This is a genomic window from Acrocarpospora pleiomorpha, assembly GCF_009687885.1.
GTDB lineage: Bacteria > Actinomycetota > Actinomycetes > Streptosporangiales > Streptosporangiaceae > Acrocarpospora > Acrocarpospora pleiomorpha.
Window position 1 is genome coordinate 149,012 of the sequence record NZ_BLAF01000042.1, and the last position, 17,405, is coordinate 166,416.

A 17,405-nucleotide genomic window follows, 5' to 3' on the forward strand; every position below is an offset into this window, starting at 1 on the left:
GGGACACACCTACGAAGCGGCTGGCCGGTCACGGCCCGGCAGAGGCGGGGTCGCCCGGTACTCGGCCCAGGTCGTGGAGGTTTCGGCAACGCGAACTGCCTCGATCGTCGCGGCGGTGGGCAGCGGCACGTTCGCGCTGCACCACTCAAACAGCACGCGCGCGAGGTTCTCACTGGTCGGCTCGACGGACAGGATCTCGTTGAGGATCCGGTGGTCATAAAGCTCGGCGAGGTGCTCCTTGAGCGGGTTGAGCTCGGCGAAGTCGACGACGAAACCCGGCCCGGACAACTCGCCCGCGGTAACGAAGACTTCGACGGTGTAGGAGTGCCCGTGCTGGCGACCGCATTTGTGTCCCTCAGGCAGACCGCGCAGGTAGTGCGCGGCCTCGAAGGTGAACCGCTTGCCGATCGTGTGGCTCATGGGGCGCTCCGGATCTGCGCCGTGGTCAGCTGCAGGAACTCGGCTCGAGCGGCCAGGTCGTCGCGGAGCTGGCCACGGGTGGCGATGGTGATCGCCGCCGCGCCCGCCGCGCGGACCCCGCGACGCGTCATGCACAGATGCTCGGCCACCAGCACGACACCGACGCCACGGCACTGAAGCTGCTGGTCCAGGTACGCGGCGATCTGCTGCCCGAGCTCCTCTTGCACCTGCATCCGCGCCGCGAACACCTCGACGGCGCGGGCCAGCTTCGAAAGCCCCGCGATGCGCTCGCCCGGCAGCACGCCAACCTGCGCCACGCCGGAGAACGGCAGCAGGTGGTGGGCACACATCGAGGTGAACGGCACGTCGCGCACCAGCACCAACTCGTGCTGATATTCACGGTTGGGGAAGGTGGTGAACTCCCACGGGGGGCAGGTCAGCAGTTCGGCCAGGCCCGCGACCATCCGCGCGGGCGTCCGCCGGGCAACCTCACTGTCTGCGGGCACACCGAGGGCGGCCAGCAGCGCCGCAGCGGCCAGCTCGGCCTGTGCGATGTTCAGGCGCGGTGATCCGGCGACCAGATCCCCGGGATTGCCATCCAGGGGGTGCCAGTCAGAGCCGGGGGACGTATAGGCCGTTGGGTGGATTGCCGTCGGTTCAGTGCCGTCTTCCCCGGGCAGTCCGACGATCAGATCGGCTGAGCGAGTGTCCATTGACCGGTGTCCTCCTGGGGGTAGCGGTTGCTGCAGCAACCATCACCCGGCGAGGTGACACCGACCAGCGCGCCTGGTGGCGCGCGACTTGCGCCCGGTTGTCGACGCGTTGTCGACGCAACTACGCTCCTCGCAGGTCACTGCGGAGATCACAACGGTCGGGCATACATGCGAGGTCGCTTCCTACGCCGTGTTCAGCAGGGTGAGCAGGGCCTGGTGGTAAGTGGCCTGGACCGGCGGGATCGAGTCCAGGCGGATCTGCTCGTCCGTGGCGTGTAGACCCCGGTAGTCGACGCCGAACCCAGCGGTAGCCGGGATGCCCAGCCCAGCCAGGTAGTTGCCAATGTTGGAAGGGCCAGCGACCTTCGGTGCCGCGTTCACCCCAAAGGCCCCTGCGGCGGCCAGGAGCGCGCTGCGCAGCGGCGCCTCCTTGGGCAGCGCGAACGCCGGCCATCGGGTGGTTACCTCCAGGTGTGTCGGCCGCGTGTCCGCCCACTGGGCGTCAAGGTCAGCAACGACGGAGCGCAGAAGATTCAGGGCGGCCTGGTCGTCGAACGCCGGGGTGAGGCGGACATCGACATTGAACGTGCACAGATCCGGAACGGTGGAATATCCCTCACCCCCACTGATCGCGGTGACGGTCAGCTTGGCCGACAACGGGAAGTCCGGCCCGGCCGATCCCGGCACGGGCGCGGCGTGCAGCAAAGAGACCAGCTCAGCGGCTTTGGCGATCGCCGACGGGCTGGTGGTTCTGGCTCCCGAATGACCGGCCACCCCGTGGACAGATGCGCGGACACGCAGCACACCGCGGCCTCCCGTCACGACATGGTCCAGTCCGGGATATCCGATCATCACCCCGTCGATCCGGCTGGCCGACCCCTCGAAGTACGCTTTGGCCCCTCCGAACGAGCCGGTGTGCTCGTCGACGTCAAACAGCAGCACGACGGTACCGCGCCATTGGTCGGCGCTCTGCCGGAGCCGCGCGACGATGTGGGCGAAGATCGCCGCCCCTGCTTTGGAGTCCGAGGAGCCCCGCCCATGCAGCCACCCTCCGCTGACCTCCCCCGACGTCGGGGGAAAGCGCCAGGTGTCCTCATCACCGAACGGCGCGGTGTCCAAGCAGGCGTCTAGTACGTAGCAAGGCCCGGGACCGGCGCCAACAACTTCGCATGTCAGCGCGACCGTTGATCCGCTGGGTCCCGTCAAAGGCCGATACGGCAAATCGTGGTCGGCGAGCCAGGCCGCCATATGCTCCAAGATCGGCTCGTAGGGATCGATGCCGCCGCGGCTGGGAATCTGTACCAGTTCACGTGTCAGTTTCACCACAGCGGGCTGATCGCGACCGGCCGCGTCCAGTGCCTCTTGGGCGGGCTCGGAAGCATCTGTGCCAGAATCGGCAGCGCCCATACGGGGTTTTCCCTCAAATGTCGTGGCAAGCCCCCTGCCGTCTTTTCGCGTCATGTCTGTGCACTCCGTTCTCGCACCACCGTAAGTGCGGCGACCTGCTCGATGCTCTCCACCCGCCTTGCCGCCGCGTATGCCTGTCGACCGTGATCCAGCAGTCGGGCTGCGCCAGCCACGCCCAGCACGATTCCCGAGTCGAACGCTTCATGCGAGGTCAGTGAGGGGATCGGTACGACCGCCATCTGTTCGCTTGCGCAGAAGAACCGCTCCGGCGCCATCGTGGTGTCCTCCATCAACCCCAGGTGCAGGGTCTTGACCCCCACACTACGGTCTTCTGGATCACGTACCCGCAGCAGTCGCATCAGGTGCTCCTGCAGCACCCGGTGGTGGGGCGGGCCGAACAGAACCCGGTAGTACACCAGCCGGGGCCGCTCGACCAGCACGGTCTCGATGGCCTTCAGGTACGTCTCGTCCCGTGAACGCGACCCCATCACCACCAGGCAATCGCGGGCACCGCTGACGGTGTCCAGCAGCGCCCGCTGCAAGTCGCCGAATCCGGCCAGCAGCCGAGGGCCAGGCCGGGCGGTCAGTCCCTCGTCTTGATGGGCGAACAACACGTCGGGAGACAAGTCGTAGATCTCACACAAGGTCTTCCGGTGGCCGATGCTGGTGGTGTGACGGCCGAGTTCCCACCCCGAAACCATGCTGGCCGTGACCCCAGAGTGTCCACCAGGAGTACGTAAGTCGATCTCCTCGACCAATTCCTCCAACGTCCAGTTACGGGCCAGTCGAGCCAGCCGCAAGGGTGATGCGTCCTGTGCGGATCGTGACGAGCGGCGAGGCATAGCCAATCACCTCCCGAGCTATCGCTGAAGGTCTATGTGGTTGCCTGTCCGACGCTACCCCGGCCTTGAAGACCCGACCTAGCCTCGGTGCACGGTGGGCAGTTTGCTCACGCGCCAGGAACGGCGAGTTCCGCGCTCGGTCCTCCGCGGGCCCGCTCCGCGTGCTGAACCGGGTGTTCTGCGACCTGCTCGGCCACAACGGCGCCTACCTTGCCCTCGCCGAGCACACCTGGCGGGTGATCTTTCCGATGGCCACTCGATCGAAGGAAATCCCCTTCACGGTCAACGGCACGGCCACCGCGCCCGCTCTTCCCCCACCCAGTCCTGCGACGACGAGTCCAGAGAAGTCAGAGGGCTTGCCTGGCTGGGTTTGGACTGGCCTGGTTATCGGGGTGGTCGCCGGACTGGTGGGCCTGCTGTTGAAGTTGGTTGAAGGTCGACGCACCTACAGAGAGCGGGGCGGAGCCTGAGGGAATCGACCTCAGCCAAAGTGAGGGTCAGTTCACCGGGGCCAGCCTCATCCAGGCGAGCGAGCGGACGCGATCGGCTCGCGCCCGGACGCGCCGGTGAGGGCGGGAGAGTTTCTTGCGCACCTAACTTGGGCTTCGCGTGTGCCTGCGAGCACGACCAACCCCAATTCGTTACCGGGTTGCTGATCATCGTTCATTGGTGTACCTGGCCATCCGCCTATAGCAACCATCGAAGGCATGAACAGTGCGACGCCTCGATAGGTCGGATGTGGGCGTCCCAAGTTAGGGAGCACACCATGAGACTAGATTTCGTGGGCGTCGATCCAGGCAACCCCGATGACGACTGTCCAGCCGTGTTCATCGACCCTGAGACCGGAGACTTCTACTTTCAGGGCGACACGGTCACAGATCCGGACGTGATCGCCTGGATCAATTCCGACAGTCGGATCAAGGACACAGAGTCGGTGGTACGACTCCCCGCCGCGATGGCGGAGATCATCATGGAGGCGGCCAGTGGCAGGTACGAGCGGGGCAAGCGGCGGTTCACGCCCGACACCCACCCCCGGCCCGCTGAGGACGTACGGAGCACACGAGAGCAAGCCGACATTCGCTGAACTGCTGGCCGAATGCGATACCTCAGCCGTGCATCTGGAGATGCACGACCAGCACCTCGTGACCGATCCGCGCTACCTGGCATGGAAGGAAGGTCGACCCCAACCAGAGACGCCGGGTGGGAAAGCGTTCCGCGAAACGGTCAGTGAGGCAGTCGCGCGAGGTGTGACGATCCGCCGGGCTCGTATCGTCTCGGAGCCGGTCAGCGACTATGTCCGCTGGGAGCACAGCCTCACGGCTGACCACAACATCGCCGCCGGCGAACTGGTCCGTTGGCTGCCCCGAGCGTTCGCGTCAGCTCTACCACTGCCCGGTAATCCCTTTTGGGTATTTAATCGGCGACTTGTGCGATTTTCCCTATTCGGTGGGGACGGCCAAGTTGTCGGCCACCAGTTCACTGAAGACCGTGCCGTCGTGGACCTTTGCGTGGCCGCGTTCGAAGCAGTGTGGGACCTCGCGATTGACCATGAGGACTACAGCCCTCCTGCTGCTTGATCAAGAGCCGTGCCATCCTCGTCATCGTCCAGCGCCCAGCAGGCCAGGCAAGCTCTCGCTGACCAACTCCGCGAGATCCGGCTCAATGCCGGACTGTCCGCGAAAGAATTTGGCGGACCGTGCTGGCTGGCACACCGAATGGACCGACGATCCGTTCCGCGCACGGCGAGGACGGTGTCGCGGTCCTGGCCAGCGGCTCCCGCTGGTGTATCGCGGACGGCCTGGCGAAGGTCCGCGGCCTGCCCCCGGGCGCGGAGGTGGACATCGCCTGGTCGAGGTACAGCCGCGACGGCAAGACGTTCAAAGATGATGCCTGGCCGCTGACGGCGCACGCCGACGCAAACGGCCGGGTCGAGGAGTCCGTGGGCGGTCGGTTCTCGCTCAACACCAACAACCAGTTGCGTCTTCGCGTGCTCAACCCGCGCGAGGACGTCGCCGCGGCAGTCGTCGAGAAGGTCTCGACGGCCAAGATCAGCATGTTTGGCCGCTGATCACCCGCTTCCAACCCGTCACCCAATTCGTTGGAAGCGCGGCCCGTGCTTCCAGCCTGCGTTAAACCCCCGCCATGGTGGCGGGACTCCCCGGAGGAGAGGCACATTCACGCTGAGCCCGTAACCTATTCCAGGCTCGTGGAAGCCAAGGTCAAGGCAATGACCCTGACTTCCTACTTTCGCCGGTGCCGCCGGTATGGCCATCCTGCTGGTGATCGCCGACGACCCGTCGCTGATCTCGTTCCTGCCCGACTGGGTGGAGGCGATCGCCATGCCGCTAGTGCCGACCGGACTGGCGGCCCTGGCCAGCTACAAGGCCAAGCACACCCCGCGGCCGGACCTCCCGGCCAACCAGCGGTAGCACCTGCGCGAAAAGCGATCGAGAGGTCGGCGGCAACGACAGCGACCCGCTGCACTTCGACGACCCGCTCATGGCAATGAGGAGCGACGCCGCAGGCGTGCCCCTAGGTGTTCGATGACGTGGGCCTATCGTCGGTCCAGGATCAAGACGTCGGTCACCATCGCATCCGGTGCCGGACGGCAGGTTCCGACCATCCGCCAGCCCCACCTCAAATACATGGGATGCGCAGCGGCGGCAGGGTTGGCTAGAAGCGTCGCATACGGCTCGGGCCGCCCCTCCAGCAGGAGATTCAGCAGGCGTTTGCCGTAGCCGTGACCGCGATACTCCGGCAGCAGATTGAGTTCGATGACCGCGAATTTCGCCTGCGCCACCGCCTCGGGCGGGCCGGGTGTCGTCTCGCCGCCCCACCAGGCACCTTCGGCCATCGGAAGACCGAATGCGAACCCGGCCAGCTTCCCGGCCTCATCGTTGGCGGCGACGAGGGCGAACCCCGCACGCTGGGCCTGGGCGCTTGTCCGGTCGCGGAACCTGTCGCGCCGATACAGGGGTCCACTGTTATACGGCGGTTCTTCTCTGATCCGGAGGTACACCTCGGCGTATTCGTCGCCGAGCACAGCGGCGGCGGCATCCTCTCCGGTCATGCGATGGAAGGCGATGCTCATCACGAACCTCTCGGAAGGGCCAGCTTCTCCCGGTATTCGATCACAGCGGGCAAATGGGCTCGTAACTCGTTCTGAGGCACGACAGCGACAACAGTCGAAGCCGCGTGCAGGACGAAGCTTGTCACATCGTCGGTGCCGAGTAATTCCAAAGTCCTCCGCGCGTAGGCCAGTCCTTCCGACACATCTCCTGAGCGCACCGCAGAGGTAGCCACATGCAGGTGCACTTGCGCGGACTGGCGGGCGGCATGGCGCGACCGGCCGGGAGCGTAGGCGGCGATCGAATCTTGCTGCGCCTGGCCGGCAGCAGGATAGCCAGCGAGGGTATAGACGAGCGAGCGAGTGTGAAGCAGCCTCTGTACCGGCCAACCCCACACAGACACCTCATCGTCGGTGATCGAGCCGGGAAGCAGCTTGTAAACGCGCGCCTGCTCGTCGAGCGCCTCGAATGAACCCTGACGATCCCCCATCAACGCCAAAGCATGCGCCCGAGCGCCTAACGCCTTAGTGGTCGCATGGCAAGGCATCCCGCGAGATGCCTTTAAGGCTGAATCGACGCGGGCGAGAATCAGCGGGAGCGGCCGGGGCTCGTAGAGTCCCAGGATCGCCTCGAAGGACGCCACAAGGGCGACCATGTCGTCACCGGCCGCCGCGGCGGCTCGGCGCGCTGAGGACCACCAGTGGTGGGATTGTCTGATGTGACCAGCCGAACCGAGAGCGTAGGCGAGGAACATCATCATTTCGGCATTGACTCGTGCCCAGCCCGTAGCTCTCTGCTTGGGCATGATTTCCTGCAAGGCCAGGATGTCCACGCTCAGGTCACCGATCACTTGAGGCAGCGGGTGAGAGACCATCCGGTGCGCGTACTCCCACGCGCGCTCCTCCCAATCGGCCAGGTCCGGCCCGCCCAACCCTTGGTCTACGACCGTACGCAGGCGTTCTAGTCCGTCCAACGGGGCAAACGCGGCGGTTGCTCCCAGGCCGACGATGCCGATGAGCAGCTGACGGCGTAGTTCTTCCATATCCATAGCATCGTGGGGGCGCGCGCTGGAGACGACAGGCTGGCGATCCGTATTGGCCTGGCCGCCGACGTCCTCCGCAGCCATGGTCCTCGCGCCAAACTGAAACGTTTCTCGCCGATTCGTGGGCGCTTCCTCTTCACGAGATGTCCTAGGGACACCTAAAGGCACTATTTGGGGATCATATGCGGATAAAAGGTCAGCGGCGCTGTGTCCGGGGAACATCCGCTCCAAGACCCGGCAATGCTCAGGCCGCGGGACGGTCTTCACCTTGCCCGACAGCCACCGGTTGAGCTGCTCGCGGCTAGGGGCGGTGCCAGCCAGCATCTTGTCCACCCGGCTGGCGATCTTGTTGTACTCGATACTGAAGGCCCGGTGTGACTGCAAATGCCGATTGGTCAGGAGCACCTTCAACAGAGTCCGCTGGCTGGACATGAGTCACACCTGCCCTCATCAGGATGGGTCCGATATGAGTCCGATCCCCGGATGATTTCACGATAGATGGCGTTCACCATGGGATTCCCGTTTCCGGGCCTTTTCAATATCCGTGACACACGGACGACACGCCAATGACTGAATGTGACGCACCTGCGACGCTGCAACGACCGGGTTCGGTCCCTAGCGTCGAAGCATGCCCCCTCTCGACGACACCCCCCAGGCGGGACTCGATGCTGACCTTCTCGGGCATCGAGCTTCTGTTGCGCCGCCGGTTCTCCATCAGCCCGTGCCTGCCCAGCGGGATGCAGGGCCGGGAAAGAGCTCGGTCGAGTTGGCGATTGAGCAGGTAACCGACCCTGATTCGGAGCCGGTGAGGCGTCGCCGGTCGCTTCTGCTGCCGACGGCGGTGGCCTACGACCCCAGGGAACCCAATGGGGCTCGGATCTATGACTACCTGCTCGGCGGGAAAGACAACCATCCGGCCGACCGGGAGGCTGGCGACCGGCTGGTGCGGCTCATTCCGGATGTGCCTGTGCAGGTTCGGGAGAACCGGTACTTCTTGCACCGGGTGGTGACCGAGTTGGTCGGCCTGGGCGTCCGGCAGTTCATTGACATCGGATCTGGGCTTCCGACCAGGGACAACACGCATGAGGTCGTCCAGGCCAGGGTGGCGGCGCTGGCTGCCGCCGCCAAGCGGAAGGCACCGGATGAGACGCGGGTCGTCTATGTCGATTACGACGAGCTGGCGTGTGTGCACGGCCGGGCTCTGGTCTCCGGCCTGGAAGACCGGGTGGCGATGGTGCACCAGGACCTGCGCACCCCCGAGAAGATCTTTGAGGACGAGACGGTTCGCAAGCTGATCGACTTCAGTCAGCCGGTGGCCGTGCTCGTAATCGCCGTCCTGCATTTCATCACCGATGAGGAGAACCCGGGCGCGATCATCGCCCGTATCCGGGACCGGATGCCGGACGGCTGCTATCTGGCCCTCTCCCACGGCTGCCCGGATGGTATGGAGCCGGAGGCTCTTGCGGCGGCGGTGGCGGTGTATGAGAAGGCGTCCGCTCCGTTTACCCCCCGCCCACGCGAGGCGATCACCGCTTTGTTCGACGGCTGGGAGCTGCTGGAGCCGGGCGTGTGCGAGGTCTCACAGTGGCGGCCGGAGCTGGACCGGGTCGACATCGGAGGGAACGGCGCGCCCGTGGTCGCCCGGTCGGGCGCGTCTTTTGTCGGCGGGTTGGCCAGGCGATGACGGCGGAACTGGTCGGCGATCACGCGCCGGAGACGGCGGACGGGCCGCTCGGCAGGGTGCGGACTGCCCTGCGGGTCCATCACCTTCTTTCTTTCTACCGCGCCGAAGACGAGGCGAGGTCCGGACACGTCGGGGACGAGTTGGCCGACGATGGCCGGCGGTTGGTGGTTCTGCATCCTGCCGGAGGAAGTCCCGCGACCATCGGCTGGGTAGGCGCGGTGGATACCTACCTGCTGAACGTCCCGTATGAGAACGGCGAACACGCGGTCATGGCCAAGACCGAGCAGAAGACGGTAGGGGCCCTGGCCTGCCTCTGGGGGGTGGAGGCCGCTCCTGAGCAGTCTCCGGCCGATCGATTGCGCGCGCTTGAGCAGCTTCTGGCCAAGCGTGGAGTCTCGGCGCGGATCGTGGAGGGGGAGCAGGAGATCCGGCTGGAGGTGGACGGCACAGAGACGGCGGTGGTGCCGGTGAAGGTGGTCGTGGGCGGCCGGGGCGGGGCCTATCTGGTGTACATCGGATCGGGCCAAGGCACCCGGACGCTGATGGCCAGAGAACCCGGTGGCGCGGCCGTGTTCGTGATGCGCGGCCTGAATCGGGGGGTCTGATGCGTCCACGGGTTGAGGCCCACTCGCTCGGCGAAGCGGTGGTGCCGGTGCTGGAGGGGCGGATTCTGCCCAAGAGCAGGCCCGTGACCGGCGCGGTCGTCGAGTTGCTGGATCACGCCGCCGCGTATGTGGCTCTGCTGTCGGACCAGTGGAACGAGCAGATCTGGGAGCGCGGGTGCGTCCGCCAGGCGTCGGCATCCGAGATGGACACGGCACGGTCGGCCGGGCGGTCCGAGCTCAACCCGGGCGGCACAAGCCGGGCACCGATGTCCCGTCCCCTTCCCTGATGCTCACGGCCGGCCGGTCGCTTCCCTTAGTCGAAAACGAACCGGCCGGTCGTGCCCATGCCCGAAAGGACCAGTTGATGCTCTGCCCGACGGGTGGACAAAGAAATTCCGGGCCGCCCTCACTTTCCCACCCCGCCAGCTCCTCCACCGCCGCCGCCTTCGGACGATGAGTAGCGCCACTAGACGCCATGACCGGCCGGTCGTGGCCATGTCATCCAGGTGAAGAGAGGTGTTCGACGTGCTGGGGTTTGTGCTGGGTGCAGCCGGGGCGGCGATATGGCTGGCGCTGGCGATATGGCTGGTGCGCCGGACCGTGGGCGCTGCTGGCGCGGGCGCGGATCAGTGGGTGGCGTTCGTGGCGGGGACGGTCCTGCTTGTGGGGGTGCCACCGGCTGTCTGGCCCTGGGATGAGCGGGGGGCGGCGGTAGCTACGGGAGAGCCCTGAACGAGGGCTGCAGACCACGCCCACTAACGCGAAACGGATCGACCCCCAACGAAAGGACCAGGATGGACAAGACATATGAGACCGACCGAGTCACGCCCGCCACGGAGGCCGCCGCTGACCGTGACACGGCGCGGGCCACGACCAGATCCTTCGAGGAATCCGCGGCGCGATTCCTGGAGCCGGTCTACAAGGTGGCGTGGTGGAAGCAGCTGATCGGCAGCCTGTCGGTTGCCGCCGTCCTCGTCGGCTTAGGCATGGCGGCCCGGCTTATCGCGCCGACGCCGTTGGCGTTGGCGTTGGCCGTGTGCGCGGCCATGGCAGCGGCGGCAATGGTGCTGGTGCGTCGCGGCGCCTTCCGTCAGATGCGCGATGCCGACTGGAGCACGGCAGAGCACTACTGGAGCCGGGTGGCCCACCAGGTGCCGACCAGTCATGGCGCGGTGCTCGCCCGGGCCATCTCCGGCACGCTGGCCCGTCACCCTGCGGTCCAGGGAATCCATCCTTTCCTGATGCCCTGCCCAGGCGAGGTCCCAGACGGTAGCTGTCATCACCGGGAGTGCGCCACCGTGGCGGTGGCGACTGCCGCTGCCGGGCACCGCGTGGTGTTCATCGGTCGACGTTCCTTTCGCATGCCGACCGAGGCGTTCGCTGCGGTCGTATGGCACGAGATGCGGCACGCCGCCGGCGCCATGCTCGGCTACGGCGTCGCACAGATCGCCCTGAGATTCGCGGGCTGGTTCGCGGTCGGCTACCTCTCCCTCGGGTGGCCGTCTGCGATCGCGGTGTGGCTGGCGTTGGGTGCGATCGCTTGGGTCAACGAGTTGATCTGCGACACGAGCGGGGGCCGTGCTACCAGTGGTGCTGCAATCTGTCTCGCGCTCGACTGGAAGGCCGCCGCAATGCGATCGGCCCCGCTAGGGGTGCGACTAAGGCACCTTCTGGTCGGGGTGCTGGTTCCCAGCCATCCGCCATGCTGGGCGCGGTCGCTGGTCGCCCGTGTCCTGGTCCCCAGGTGAGGCGGGCAGGGTGACCTGTTCAACCGTGCCAGCGAAAACCCATATCGATGCAGGTTTCCTGATCAGCTCTCTTCTTGGGTCGGGCCGTGAATCTTCCGGCTGACTTTGCTGGCCACCGGTTAGCCATAGAGTCCGAGAACTAGACCTGGCGGAGATTGAAACTCGTGACTCCGTATCAAATACAGAAGGCAAAACAACTAGCGATATATAGACTCGCCGATCTCTACCCTGATCAGTATGAAGTAATTCTAACTGCGGTGGAAAATGAATTCGGAATAACCAACGGCGTCGGTGGAAGCTCTAGGCGCATGAGGGCGCGTCGGAGACTGAGGGATCTTCACTGGCCGGCGTTTGAGAAACTGCTACTCGCCACTTCACGAGAAGTAATGGAAAAGGCAAGGGAGACATCGGAGAATGGTTGCTCTCTCCGTTTATCCTGATCAGCTCTCTTTCTTAGGTGGGGCCATGAATCTTCCGGCTGACTTCACTAGCCACCGGTTCGCGGCTGGTCGCGAGCGTGCCAATACCTTGAAGGTCGTCACCTTGAATCTGGAGGCGGGCGGCTGGGACGGCCACCATGGGCAGCATCAACGTCTCGACCTTCTGCCGGAACTTATCGGTGACGCCGACTTGGTTCTTTTTGTGGAAGGCAAGGAGTTCAGCCTCCATGGGCAGGAACTGCGGTTCCATGCGGAACGGTTGCTGGCCGATCTCGGGCTGCGCAGCTTCATGACCCGCAGCGTCATTGGGGAACTTCATGATCTGGTGTTCGCCCGCTGGCCCAGGTTGCGGCTGGTCCGCCATTACACGCCGGACCTGCCAGGCGTCTTCCATGATCAGATCGGGTGGCTGAGTTTCGAGGTCACGGGCTTGGACCGGCTCTTGTGGGTCCGGTCGGTTCAGTGGGCGAGTTGGAACGGCGACGTCCGGTTGGATCTCGCGCAGAAGCTCACCCGATACGCAGCTCCGGACAAGGCGGCGATCATCGGCGGGGACCTGAACGCGATATGGCCGGATTGCCCCGGCCATGACGAGTTCGAGCCTGACTGGCTGGCGATGCCGCCGCACAAACGCACACACAAGACGCTGCCGCCGGGCCTGCGGCCGGACAAGGCGCAGAAGGTGCTGGTCTCCGACCGGCGGGCGACCCAGATCCTGCACGAGGTCAAGTTCGTCAACGCGGGCTGCCTGGCGGGCGACATGACGCCCACCCTCAATCACCACATCGACAACGGGCAGGGCGCCCGGATCGATCATCTAGTGTTCAGCCCGTGGCTGGCCCCGGCGATCATCCCGGAATCGTATCGGGTCCGGTGTGACGAGTTGAGTGAGCAAGCCAGCAACCATCGCAGGGTGTCGGTGCGCCTGGATCTCGGGCGGCTGGGATGACCCGCACGGCGGCGGGTTTGGCCCTGACGGTGGGGCGGATCTTCTGTGTGATTCTCGACTACGGCGGCACACTCGCCCCATACGATGCCCCGATCGATCCCGCCCTCGGGATGCGGCCAGTGGCAGCGGACGCGGTTGAGGCGTTATATACGTTCCGGGAGGCCAGACTGCGCCTCGTGCTGGCCTCCAACACCCAGCCGGAACAAGATCGGCGGCTAGCGTTACGAGCGGCCGGCGTGGAGAAACTGTTCTCGGTGGTGCTCCAGTCCGCGCAACTCGGCGTGGCAAAGCCCAGCCTCACCTTCTACGCCATGGCCATCGCCGCCGCCCAGTCCTCCCCGCACCGGATCGTGTGGGTGGGCGACAACATCCAGACCGACGCCCTGGGACCTGCCAGGCATGGCATGCAGGCTGTTCTCATCCGGCCGACCGGGCTCCGAGACGGCGAGGTTCAGCCGTTCGGGGTTCACCTCGCCCGGGATATGGCGTCGGCCGCCCAGCCGATTGTTTCCAGCCCGAATGCGTTTATGGAACAAGCAAACGATGGAAGGAGGTGAGCGCTTTCCATGGATTGGCGTGAAGCGAAAATCGATCCGGCGAGCAAGACACGGGGTCACATCCAGATCGCCGACATTCTTGAGAAATCCATCGCTGACGGCTTCTTGGCGCCGGGTACTGCGATACCGAGCGAGAACGAATTAATGGACGTATTCGGCATCGGACGGACGACCGCCCGCTGGGTCGCCGCTGCGCTGCGCGAGCGTGAAGTGATCCACACGATTTCTGGTCAGGGCTCGTTCGTCGGTCGCGAGGGCGAGCCGAATTCTCCCGACGTGCGATCACTCCCGCGCAGGATCGCTGATCAGATTGTGTCATCGATCCGATCAGGTGGTTACGCGGTCGGCTCACGCCTCCCAGGCGAGCGCGTACTTACACGTTTCCATGGCGTTTCCAGGCCGACTCTGCGAAGAGTGCTGGTGATTCTTCGCAAGGAAGGATGGGTGTTCACTGTCCCGTTTTCAGGGACCTTCATTTCACCTCCCGGACGTTGGCCCTCAATCGACGCACGTGCTGATACGCCAAAGTCAGCGAGCGGCGCACCCTCGCGCGCCGTCCCTCGCTCGCCACTGACTGCTGACACCCGACCTGCGCCAAAACCCCACGTTTCCAAGGAGGAATCCATGCCAGCCAGTCAGGCCGATGCCGTCTGGCCAGATGCGGGACAAGCCGCTCATGGCCCCGGCGGAGGGGACGCTGCCGCGCTGCGTGCCGCCATGGTGCGCGAACTCCGTGACCAGGGGGCTATACGGTCTGAGCCCGTGGCGGCGGCCTTCGCCGCCGTACCGCGCCACCTGTTCACGCCGGGCGAGTCGCTGGAGGTCGCCTACGGCGTGGACAACGCGCCGATCGTCAAGCGCGGCGACAACGGTCTGACCCTCAGCTCCGTATCCGCCCCCCACCTCCAAGCCATCATGCTGGAGGCCGCCGAGATCAAGCCCGGCATGCGTGTGTGCGAGGTGGGGAGCGGCGGCTACAACGCCGCGTTGATGGCCGAACTCGTCGGCGAGAGCGGACGTGTCATCACGGTGGACATCGACCCTGAGATCGTCGAGCGCGCAGGCACGTTCCTTCACCAGGCTGGCTACGACCACGTCCACGTGGCACTGGCCGACGCGGAACAGGGCGTCCCCGGGGCTGCTCCGTTCGACCGGATCATCGTTACGGCCGGGAGCTGGGACATCCCGCCCGCGTGGATCGAGCAGCTCGGCGACGACGGCCGGATCGTCGTCCCTCTCCGGCTGAAAGGGACGACCCGATGGATCGCGTTCGACCGCGACAGCTCGGGTGGCCTGGTCAGCCGCGGCTACGGGTTGTGCGTCTTCGTGCCGTTCCAGGGGGCCGGTTCCCACACCGAGCAGAACATCACGATCGAGGACGGAGTGGTGCTGCGTCTGGACGATGAGGACATCGAGGTTGATAGGGACGCACTGCGCCGGGCGTTGCATCTGCCGAGAATCGAACGTTGGTCCGGTGCTGTGTTCGACATGCCCGACGAGCAGATGCTGTTCCTGCTCACCAACGACCCGAACGTGGCGCTGCTGCACGCCGACCAGGAGGCCGTCGACCTGGACCTGGTAGCACGCCCGGCGCTTAAGGGCGTGCCCGTCCTGATCAGCGGCGACAGCTTCGCCTACCGGGCCGCGAGGCCGAACGACGACATGAGCAGCGGTTTCGAGAGCGGCGTCTACGCGCACGGGCCCTCGGCCGAGGACCTCGCCGTCCGGTACGTGGAGCTGTTGCGCCAGTGGGCGGACAAGTACCACCGCCGCGGTGCCGCTTCCATCCAATACATCCCCAAGCCCGCCACCCCGCCGGCTCTCTCCGCAGGGGTCCTGGCGAAGCGGCACGGAACCGTCGTCGTCACCTGGCCCTAGACCACCGGGCGCCCTCGGGCTCGAACGATCTGCCCGAGGCGCACCGGGGAACCCCAACCGCCCCAATGAAGGAGGCACCGTCATGACCGCCCGTTCTACCGAAGGTGCGGCAACGCTCGCACTCGATCAGGCCGCCGTTGACTGGGATGCCGACTGGCTTGCCGAGCTGGACGTGGCCATCGTCGAGTCCGGCGTGGCTGCCGAGCAACTCATCCGTATGACCGACGACGGCTGTAACTCGACGTGCGGGACCGCGTGCGTCAGTTGCGGCTAGGCACCCTGCTGAAATCCGACGCCTGACCTGAGCCTGGATACACCGCGTGATTTTTCGTGGTCGCTTCCTGGTCCAATTCCGTTACGAGGGCCGTTTCGCCAGGTGACGTGCCGTTTCTGGGCATGCGGGGACCGCTGCGCGCGGGTCGCAGCTTGTCCACGTGGCTCGGGGGCGGGGTCGTGCGTCGATGGCGCGGGTGACCGCGGGGGTCGTGACGGTGCCGGCGGTGACCGAGGGCGTGCGGGCTGGTCAGGCCACCACAGCGGGCGGCGGTTTGTGGAGGGTCTCGAAGAGGTTCATCCACGCCCTCTGCCAGCGCCAATGCTCGGGCAGGTGGAGGGTGAGGTGGCCGCGTCCGTGCCGGGCCAGCCGGGCGGGGACGGCGATCAGCCGGCGGCGGAGCGTGGCGCCGCGAGCCCTGGCGTGAACTGGGCCGGCCAGGCAGCTCGCGGCGCGTAACAGATTGTGGGTGATCGCCGCGCAGGTCAGCCAGGCGGCGTTCGCGGCGAAGTCGCCGGAGGGAAGGTGCGCGAGCGGGCCGTCGGCCAGGTCGGCGAAGACCTGCTCGACGATCGCGTGGCCACGGTGCTGTTGTTCGGCTTGGACCAGGTGGAACGGGCTGTCGGTGAAGACGGCGTGATACCGGTGGACGCTGAACAGTTCGTCCTGGCCGATCGCGGAGGCGGGGTTGAGCCGCTTGACCCGGCGCACGATCAGCCGTGCCGTGACGGCCTGGCCCTTCTTCGACGCGAACGCCGTGTAGGGAACTTCGGCGATCTCGGCGTCGGAGATCCAGCACCCGGCCTGCTCGTCGAAGATCGCGTCCGGATACTCGATCGCCGTCCAGGCGTCTTCGGCGATGGTGGCGATCGCCGCCTTGATCTTGCGGTCCATCTTCGCGGTGATGGAGAAGCGCGCGCCCGCGCGGCGGCAGGCGGCGACGACGCCGGCGGAGTAGAACGCCGAGTCGCCGCGCACGATCAGGATGCCGGTGGCGCCCGCCGCCCGCGCGGCCGTTATCGACTCGGCCACCAGCGATTCCGCACCGCGGGCCGAGCCCGCGTTCCCGCCGCGTAGCCGGGTGCCGGTGACGACCGGGGCGGCCAGCGGCGTCGACAGCACCGAGGCCAGCACGTTCAGCCCGCGCACCAGCACACTCTTCCCCTGGATTTTCGTGTGCCCGAACCCGCTGCCCTGCTTGGCGTATCCGTAGGTGCGTTTCTGCGTCGAGTCCACATCGAGGAACGCGACCGTGCCGGCTCCGGGCAGCAGCGGCGCACACGCGGCCAGACGAGCCAGCAGTTCGCGGGCGACTTTCTCGATCTGGCGGACGTTCCCCCAGCTCAGGCAGCGCAGGAACGAGCCGAGCGTGGACGGGGCGCGGACCTGGTCGAACAGTTTGTCCATGCCGCCGTGCCGTAACGCGTCCAGATCGGCGATGCTGTCGGCCCCGGCGGCCATCCCGGCCACGATCGAGGTGATTTTCGCGGCCGCGTTCACGCCGAGCCGGTCGGCGACGGCGACGTGCTCGCCGACGAGTCCGCCCAGGTCGCAGTGGTCGGCCAGGCGCATCACCGGCTCCAGCCCGGCGTAGGCGACCAGGTGCTCGTCGTCGAAGCTCGCGTGGGTCCTGGCTGCGGCATGAAACAATCGCACTTACGAGGTGTCCTTCGCCTGCGGATCTTGGAAGCGTAGAGAACTCCCATCATCCCAGGTCGCAGGGCACCTCCTCTCATTTCAGCGCAATCAAGTCAGATTCGGCGCGGTGTATCCAGGCT

At 66.0% G+C, this 17,405-nt stretch carries 21 protein-coding genes and 1 pseudogene; 15 read left to right on the plus strand and 7 right to left on the minus strand.

The window, feature by feature from the left end:
* Positions 1 to 9: 9 nt before the first annotated feature.
* From queD to Aple_RS32075, 4 genes are all read right to left on the minus strand, one after another.
* Positions 10 to 420: a 6-carboxytetrahydropterin synthase QueD gene (gene queD / locus Aple_RS32060; protein WP_155348452.1), complete on the minus strand. Its 411-nt coding sequence runs from the start codon at positions 418 to 420 to the stop codon at positions 10 to 12.
* The gene (gene folE / locus Aple_RS32065; protein WP_155348453.1) at positions 417 to 1,133 is read right to left on the minus strand and encodes a GTP cyclohydrolase I; all 717 of its coding nucleotides are present in this window, start codon (positions 1,131 to 1,133) and stop codon (positions 417 to 419) included. The genes queD and folE overlap by 4 nt, the downstream gene beginning before the upstream one ends.
* Before the next feature lie 183 nt (positions 1,134 to 1,316).
* Positions 1,317 to 2,252, minus strand: coding sequence for a M20 family metallopeptidase (locus tag Aple_RS32070; RefSeq protein WP_246264927.1), 936 nt, complete (start codon positions 2,250 to 2,252; stop codon positions 1,317 to 1,319).
* Positions 2,253 to 2,590: 338 nt separating this feature from the next.
* On the minus strand, positions 2,591 to 3,298 hold the full coding sequence (locus Aple_RS32075) for an XRE family transcriptional regulator (RefSeq protein ID WP_218038587.1): 708 nt from the start codon (positions 3,296 to 3,298) through the stop codon (positions 2,591 to 2,593).
* 245 nt (positions 3,299 to 3,543) lie between these two features.
* Between Aple_RS32075 and Aple_RS32080 the strand changes: the two genes are divergently transcribed.
* The 5 genes from Aple_RS32080 to Aple_RS32100 all read left to right on the plus strand — a co-directional run bounded on the left by Aple_RS32080 (position 3,544) and on the right by Aple_RS32100 (position 5,811).
* A complete protein-coding gene (locus tag Aple_RS32080) occupies positions 3,544 to 3,852 on the plus strand; it encodes a hypothetical protein (protein WP_155348456.1) in 309 nt (102 codons plus the stop codon).
* A gap of 296 nt (positions 3,853 to 4,148) precedes the next feature.
* A complete protein-coding gene (locus tag Aple_RS32085) occupies positions 4,149 to 4,466 on the plus strand; it encodes an RNA-binding protein (protein WP_174889904.1) in 318 nt (105 codons plus the stop codon).
* A 28-nt stretch (positions 4,467 to 4,494) separates the two neighbouring features.
* Complete coding sequence (locus tag Aple_RS32090; RefSeq protein WP_246264928.1) at positions 4,495 to 4,959, plus strand: DUF6879 family protein; 465 nt, start codon at positions 4,495 to 4,497, stop codon at positions 4,957 to 4,959.
* A gap of 119 nt (positions 4,960 to 5,078) precedes the next feature.
* The gene (locus tag Aple_RS32095) at positions 5,079 to 5,450 is read left to right on the plus strand and encodes a hypothetical protein (RefSeq protein WP_155348457.1); all 372 of its coding nucleotides are present in this window, start codon (positions 5,079 to 5,081) and stop codon (positions 5,448 to 5,450) included.
* Between the two features lie 196 nt (positions 5,451 to 5,646).
* Entirely contained in the window at positions 5,647 to 5,811 is a 165-nt protein-coding gene (locus Aple_RS32100; RefSeq protein ID WP_155348458.1) for a hypothetical protein, read from the plus strand.
* A gap of 125 nt (positions 5,812 to 5,936) precedes the next feature.
* Here Aple_RS32100 and Aple_RS32105 read toward each other — a convergent pair whose 3' ends face one another.
* The gene (locus tag Aple_RS32105) at positions 5,937 to 6,473 is read right to left on the minus strand and encodes a GNAT family N-acetyltransferase (RefSeq protein WP_155348459.1); all 537 of its coding nucleotides are present in this window, start codon (positions 6,471 to 6,473) and stop codon (positions 5,937 to 5,939) included.
* The gene (locus Aple_RS32110) at positions 6,473 to 7,924 is read right to left on the minus strand and encodes a hypothetical protein (RefSeq protein WP_155348460.1); all 1,452 of its coding nucleotides are present in this window, start codon (positions 7,922 to 7,924) and stop codon (positions 6,473 to 6,475) included. The genes Aple_RS32105 and Aple_RS32110 overlap by 1 nt, the downstream gene beginning before the upstream one ends.
* 373 nt (positions 7,925 to 8,297) lie before the next feature.
* Between Aple_RS32110 and Aple_RS32115 the strand changes: the two genes are divergently transcribed.
* From Aple_RS32115 to Aple_RS32155, 10 genes and pseudogenes are all read left to right on the plus strand, one after another.
* Entirely contained in the window at positions 8,298 to 9,176 is an 879-nt protein-coding gene (locus Aple_RS32115; RefSeq protein ID WP_246264929.1) for an SAM-dependent methyltransferase, read from the plus strand.
* The gene (locus Aple_RS32120; protein WP_155348462.1) at positions 9,173 to 9,781 is read left to right on the plus strand and encodes a hypothetical protein; all 609 of its coding nucleotides are present in this window, start codon (positions 9,173 to 9,175) and stop codon (positions 9,779 to 9,781) included. The genes Aple_RS32115 and Aple_RS32120 overlap by 4 nt, the downstream gene beginning before the upstream one ends.
* Positions 9,781 to 10,068 (plus strand): hypothetical protein, encoded by a 288-nt coding sequence (locus tag Aple_RS32125; RefSeq protein WP_155348463.1) that lies wholly within the window; start codon positions 9,781 to 9,783, stop codon positions 10,066 to 10,068. The genes Aple_RS32120 and Aple_RS32125 overlap by 1 nt, the downstream gene beginning before the upstream one ends.
* Before the next feature lie 238 nt (positions 10,069 to 10,306).
* On the plus strand, positions 10,307 to 10,513 hold the full coding sequence (locus Aple_RS32130; protein ID WP_155348464.1) for a hypothetical protein: 207 nt from the start codon (positions 10,307 to 10,309) through the stop codon (positions 10,511 to 10,513).
* A gap of 62 nt (positions 10,514 to 10,575) precedes the next feature.
* The gene (locus Aple_RS32135; RefSeq protein WP_155348465.1) at positions 10,576 to 11,529 is read left to right on the plus strand and encodes a hypothetical protein; all 954 of its coding nucleotides are present in this window, start codon (positions 10,576 to 10,578) and stop codon (positions 11,527 to 11,529) included.
* A gap of 414 nt (positions 11,530 to 11,943) precedes the next feature.
* Positions 11,944 to 12,918, plus strand: coding sequence for an endonuclease/exonuclease/phosphatase family protein (locus tag Aple_RS32140; protein ID WP_155348466.1), 975 nt, complete (start codon positions 11,944 to 11,946; stop codon positions 12,916 to 12,918).
* Positions 12,915 to 13,475, plus strand: coding sequence for an HAD family hydrolase (locus Aple_RS32145; RefSeq protein WP_155348467.1), 561 nt, complete (start codon positions 12,915 to 12,917; stop codon positions 13,473 to 13,475). Before Aple_RS32140 ends, Aple_RS32145 begins: the two co-directional genes overlap by 4 nt.
* Before the next feature lie 9 nt (positions 13,476 to 13,484).
* A pseudogene (locus Aple_RS56420) lies at positions 13,485 to 13,940 on the plus strand (GntR family transcriptional regulator); the annotation flags it as partial.
* Between the two features lie 159 nt (positions 13,941 to 14,099).
* Positions 14,100 to 15,353: a methyltransferase, FxLD system gene (gene fxlM, locus Aple_RS32150; protein WP_246264930.1), complete on the plus strand. Its 1,254-nt coding sequence runs from the start codon at positions 14,100 to 14,102 to the stop codon at positions 15,351 to 15,353.
* 82 nt (positions 15,354 to 15,435) lie between these two features.
* Complete coding sequence (locus Aple_RS32155) at positions 15,436 to 15,627, plus strand: FxLD family lanthipeptide (RefSeq protein WP_155348469.1); 192 nt, start codon at positions 15,436 to 15,438, stop codon at positions 15,625 to 15,627.
* 249 nt (positions 15,628 to 15,876) lie between these two features.
* Here the strand turns inward: Aple_RS32155 and Aple_RS32160 are convergent, their stop codons facing one another.
* Positions 15,877 to 17,283: an IS1380 family transposase gene (locus Aple_RS32160; RefSeq protein WP_155348470.1), complete on the minus strand. Its 1,407-nt coding sequence runs from the start codon at positions 17,281 to 17,283 to the stop codon at positions 15,877 to 15,879.
* Between the last annotated feature and the right edge of the window lie 122 nt (positions 17,284 to 17,405).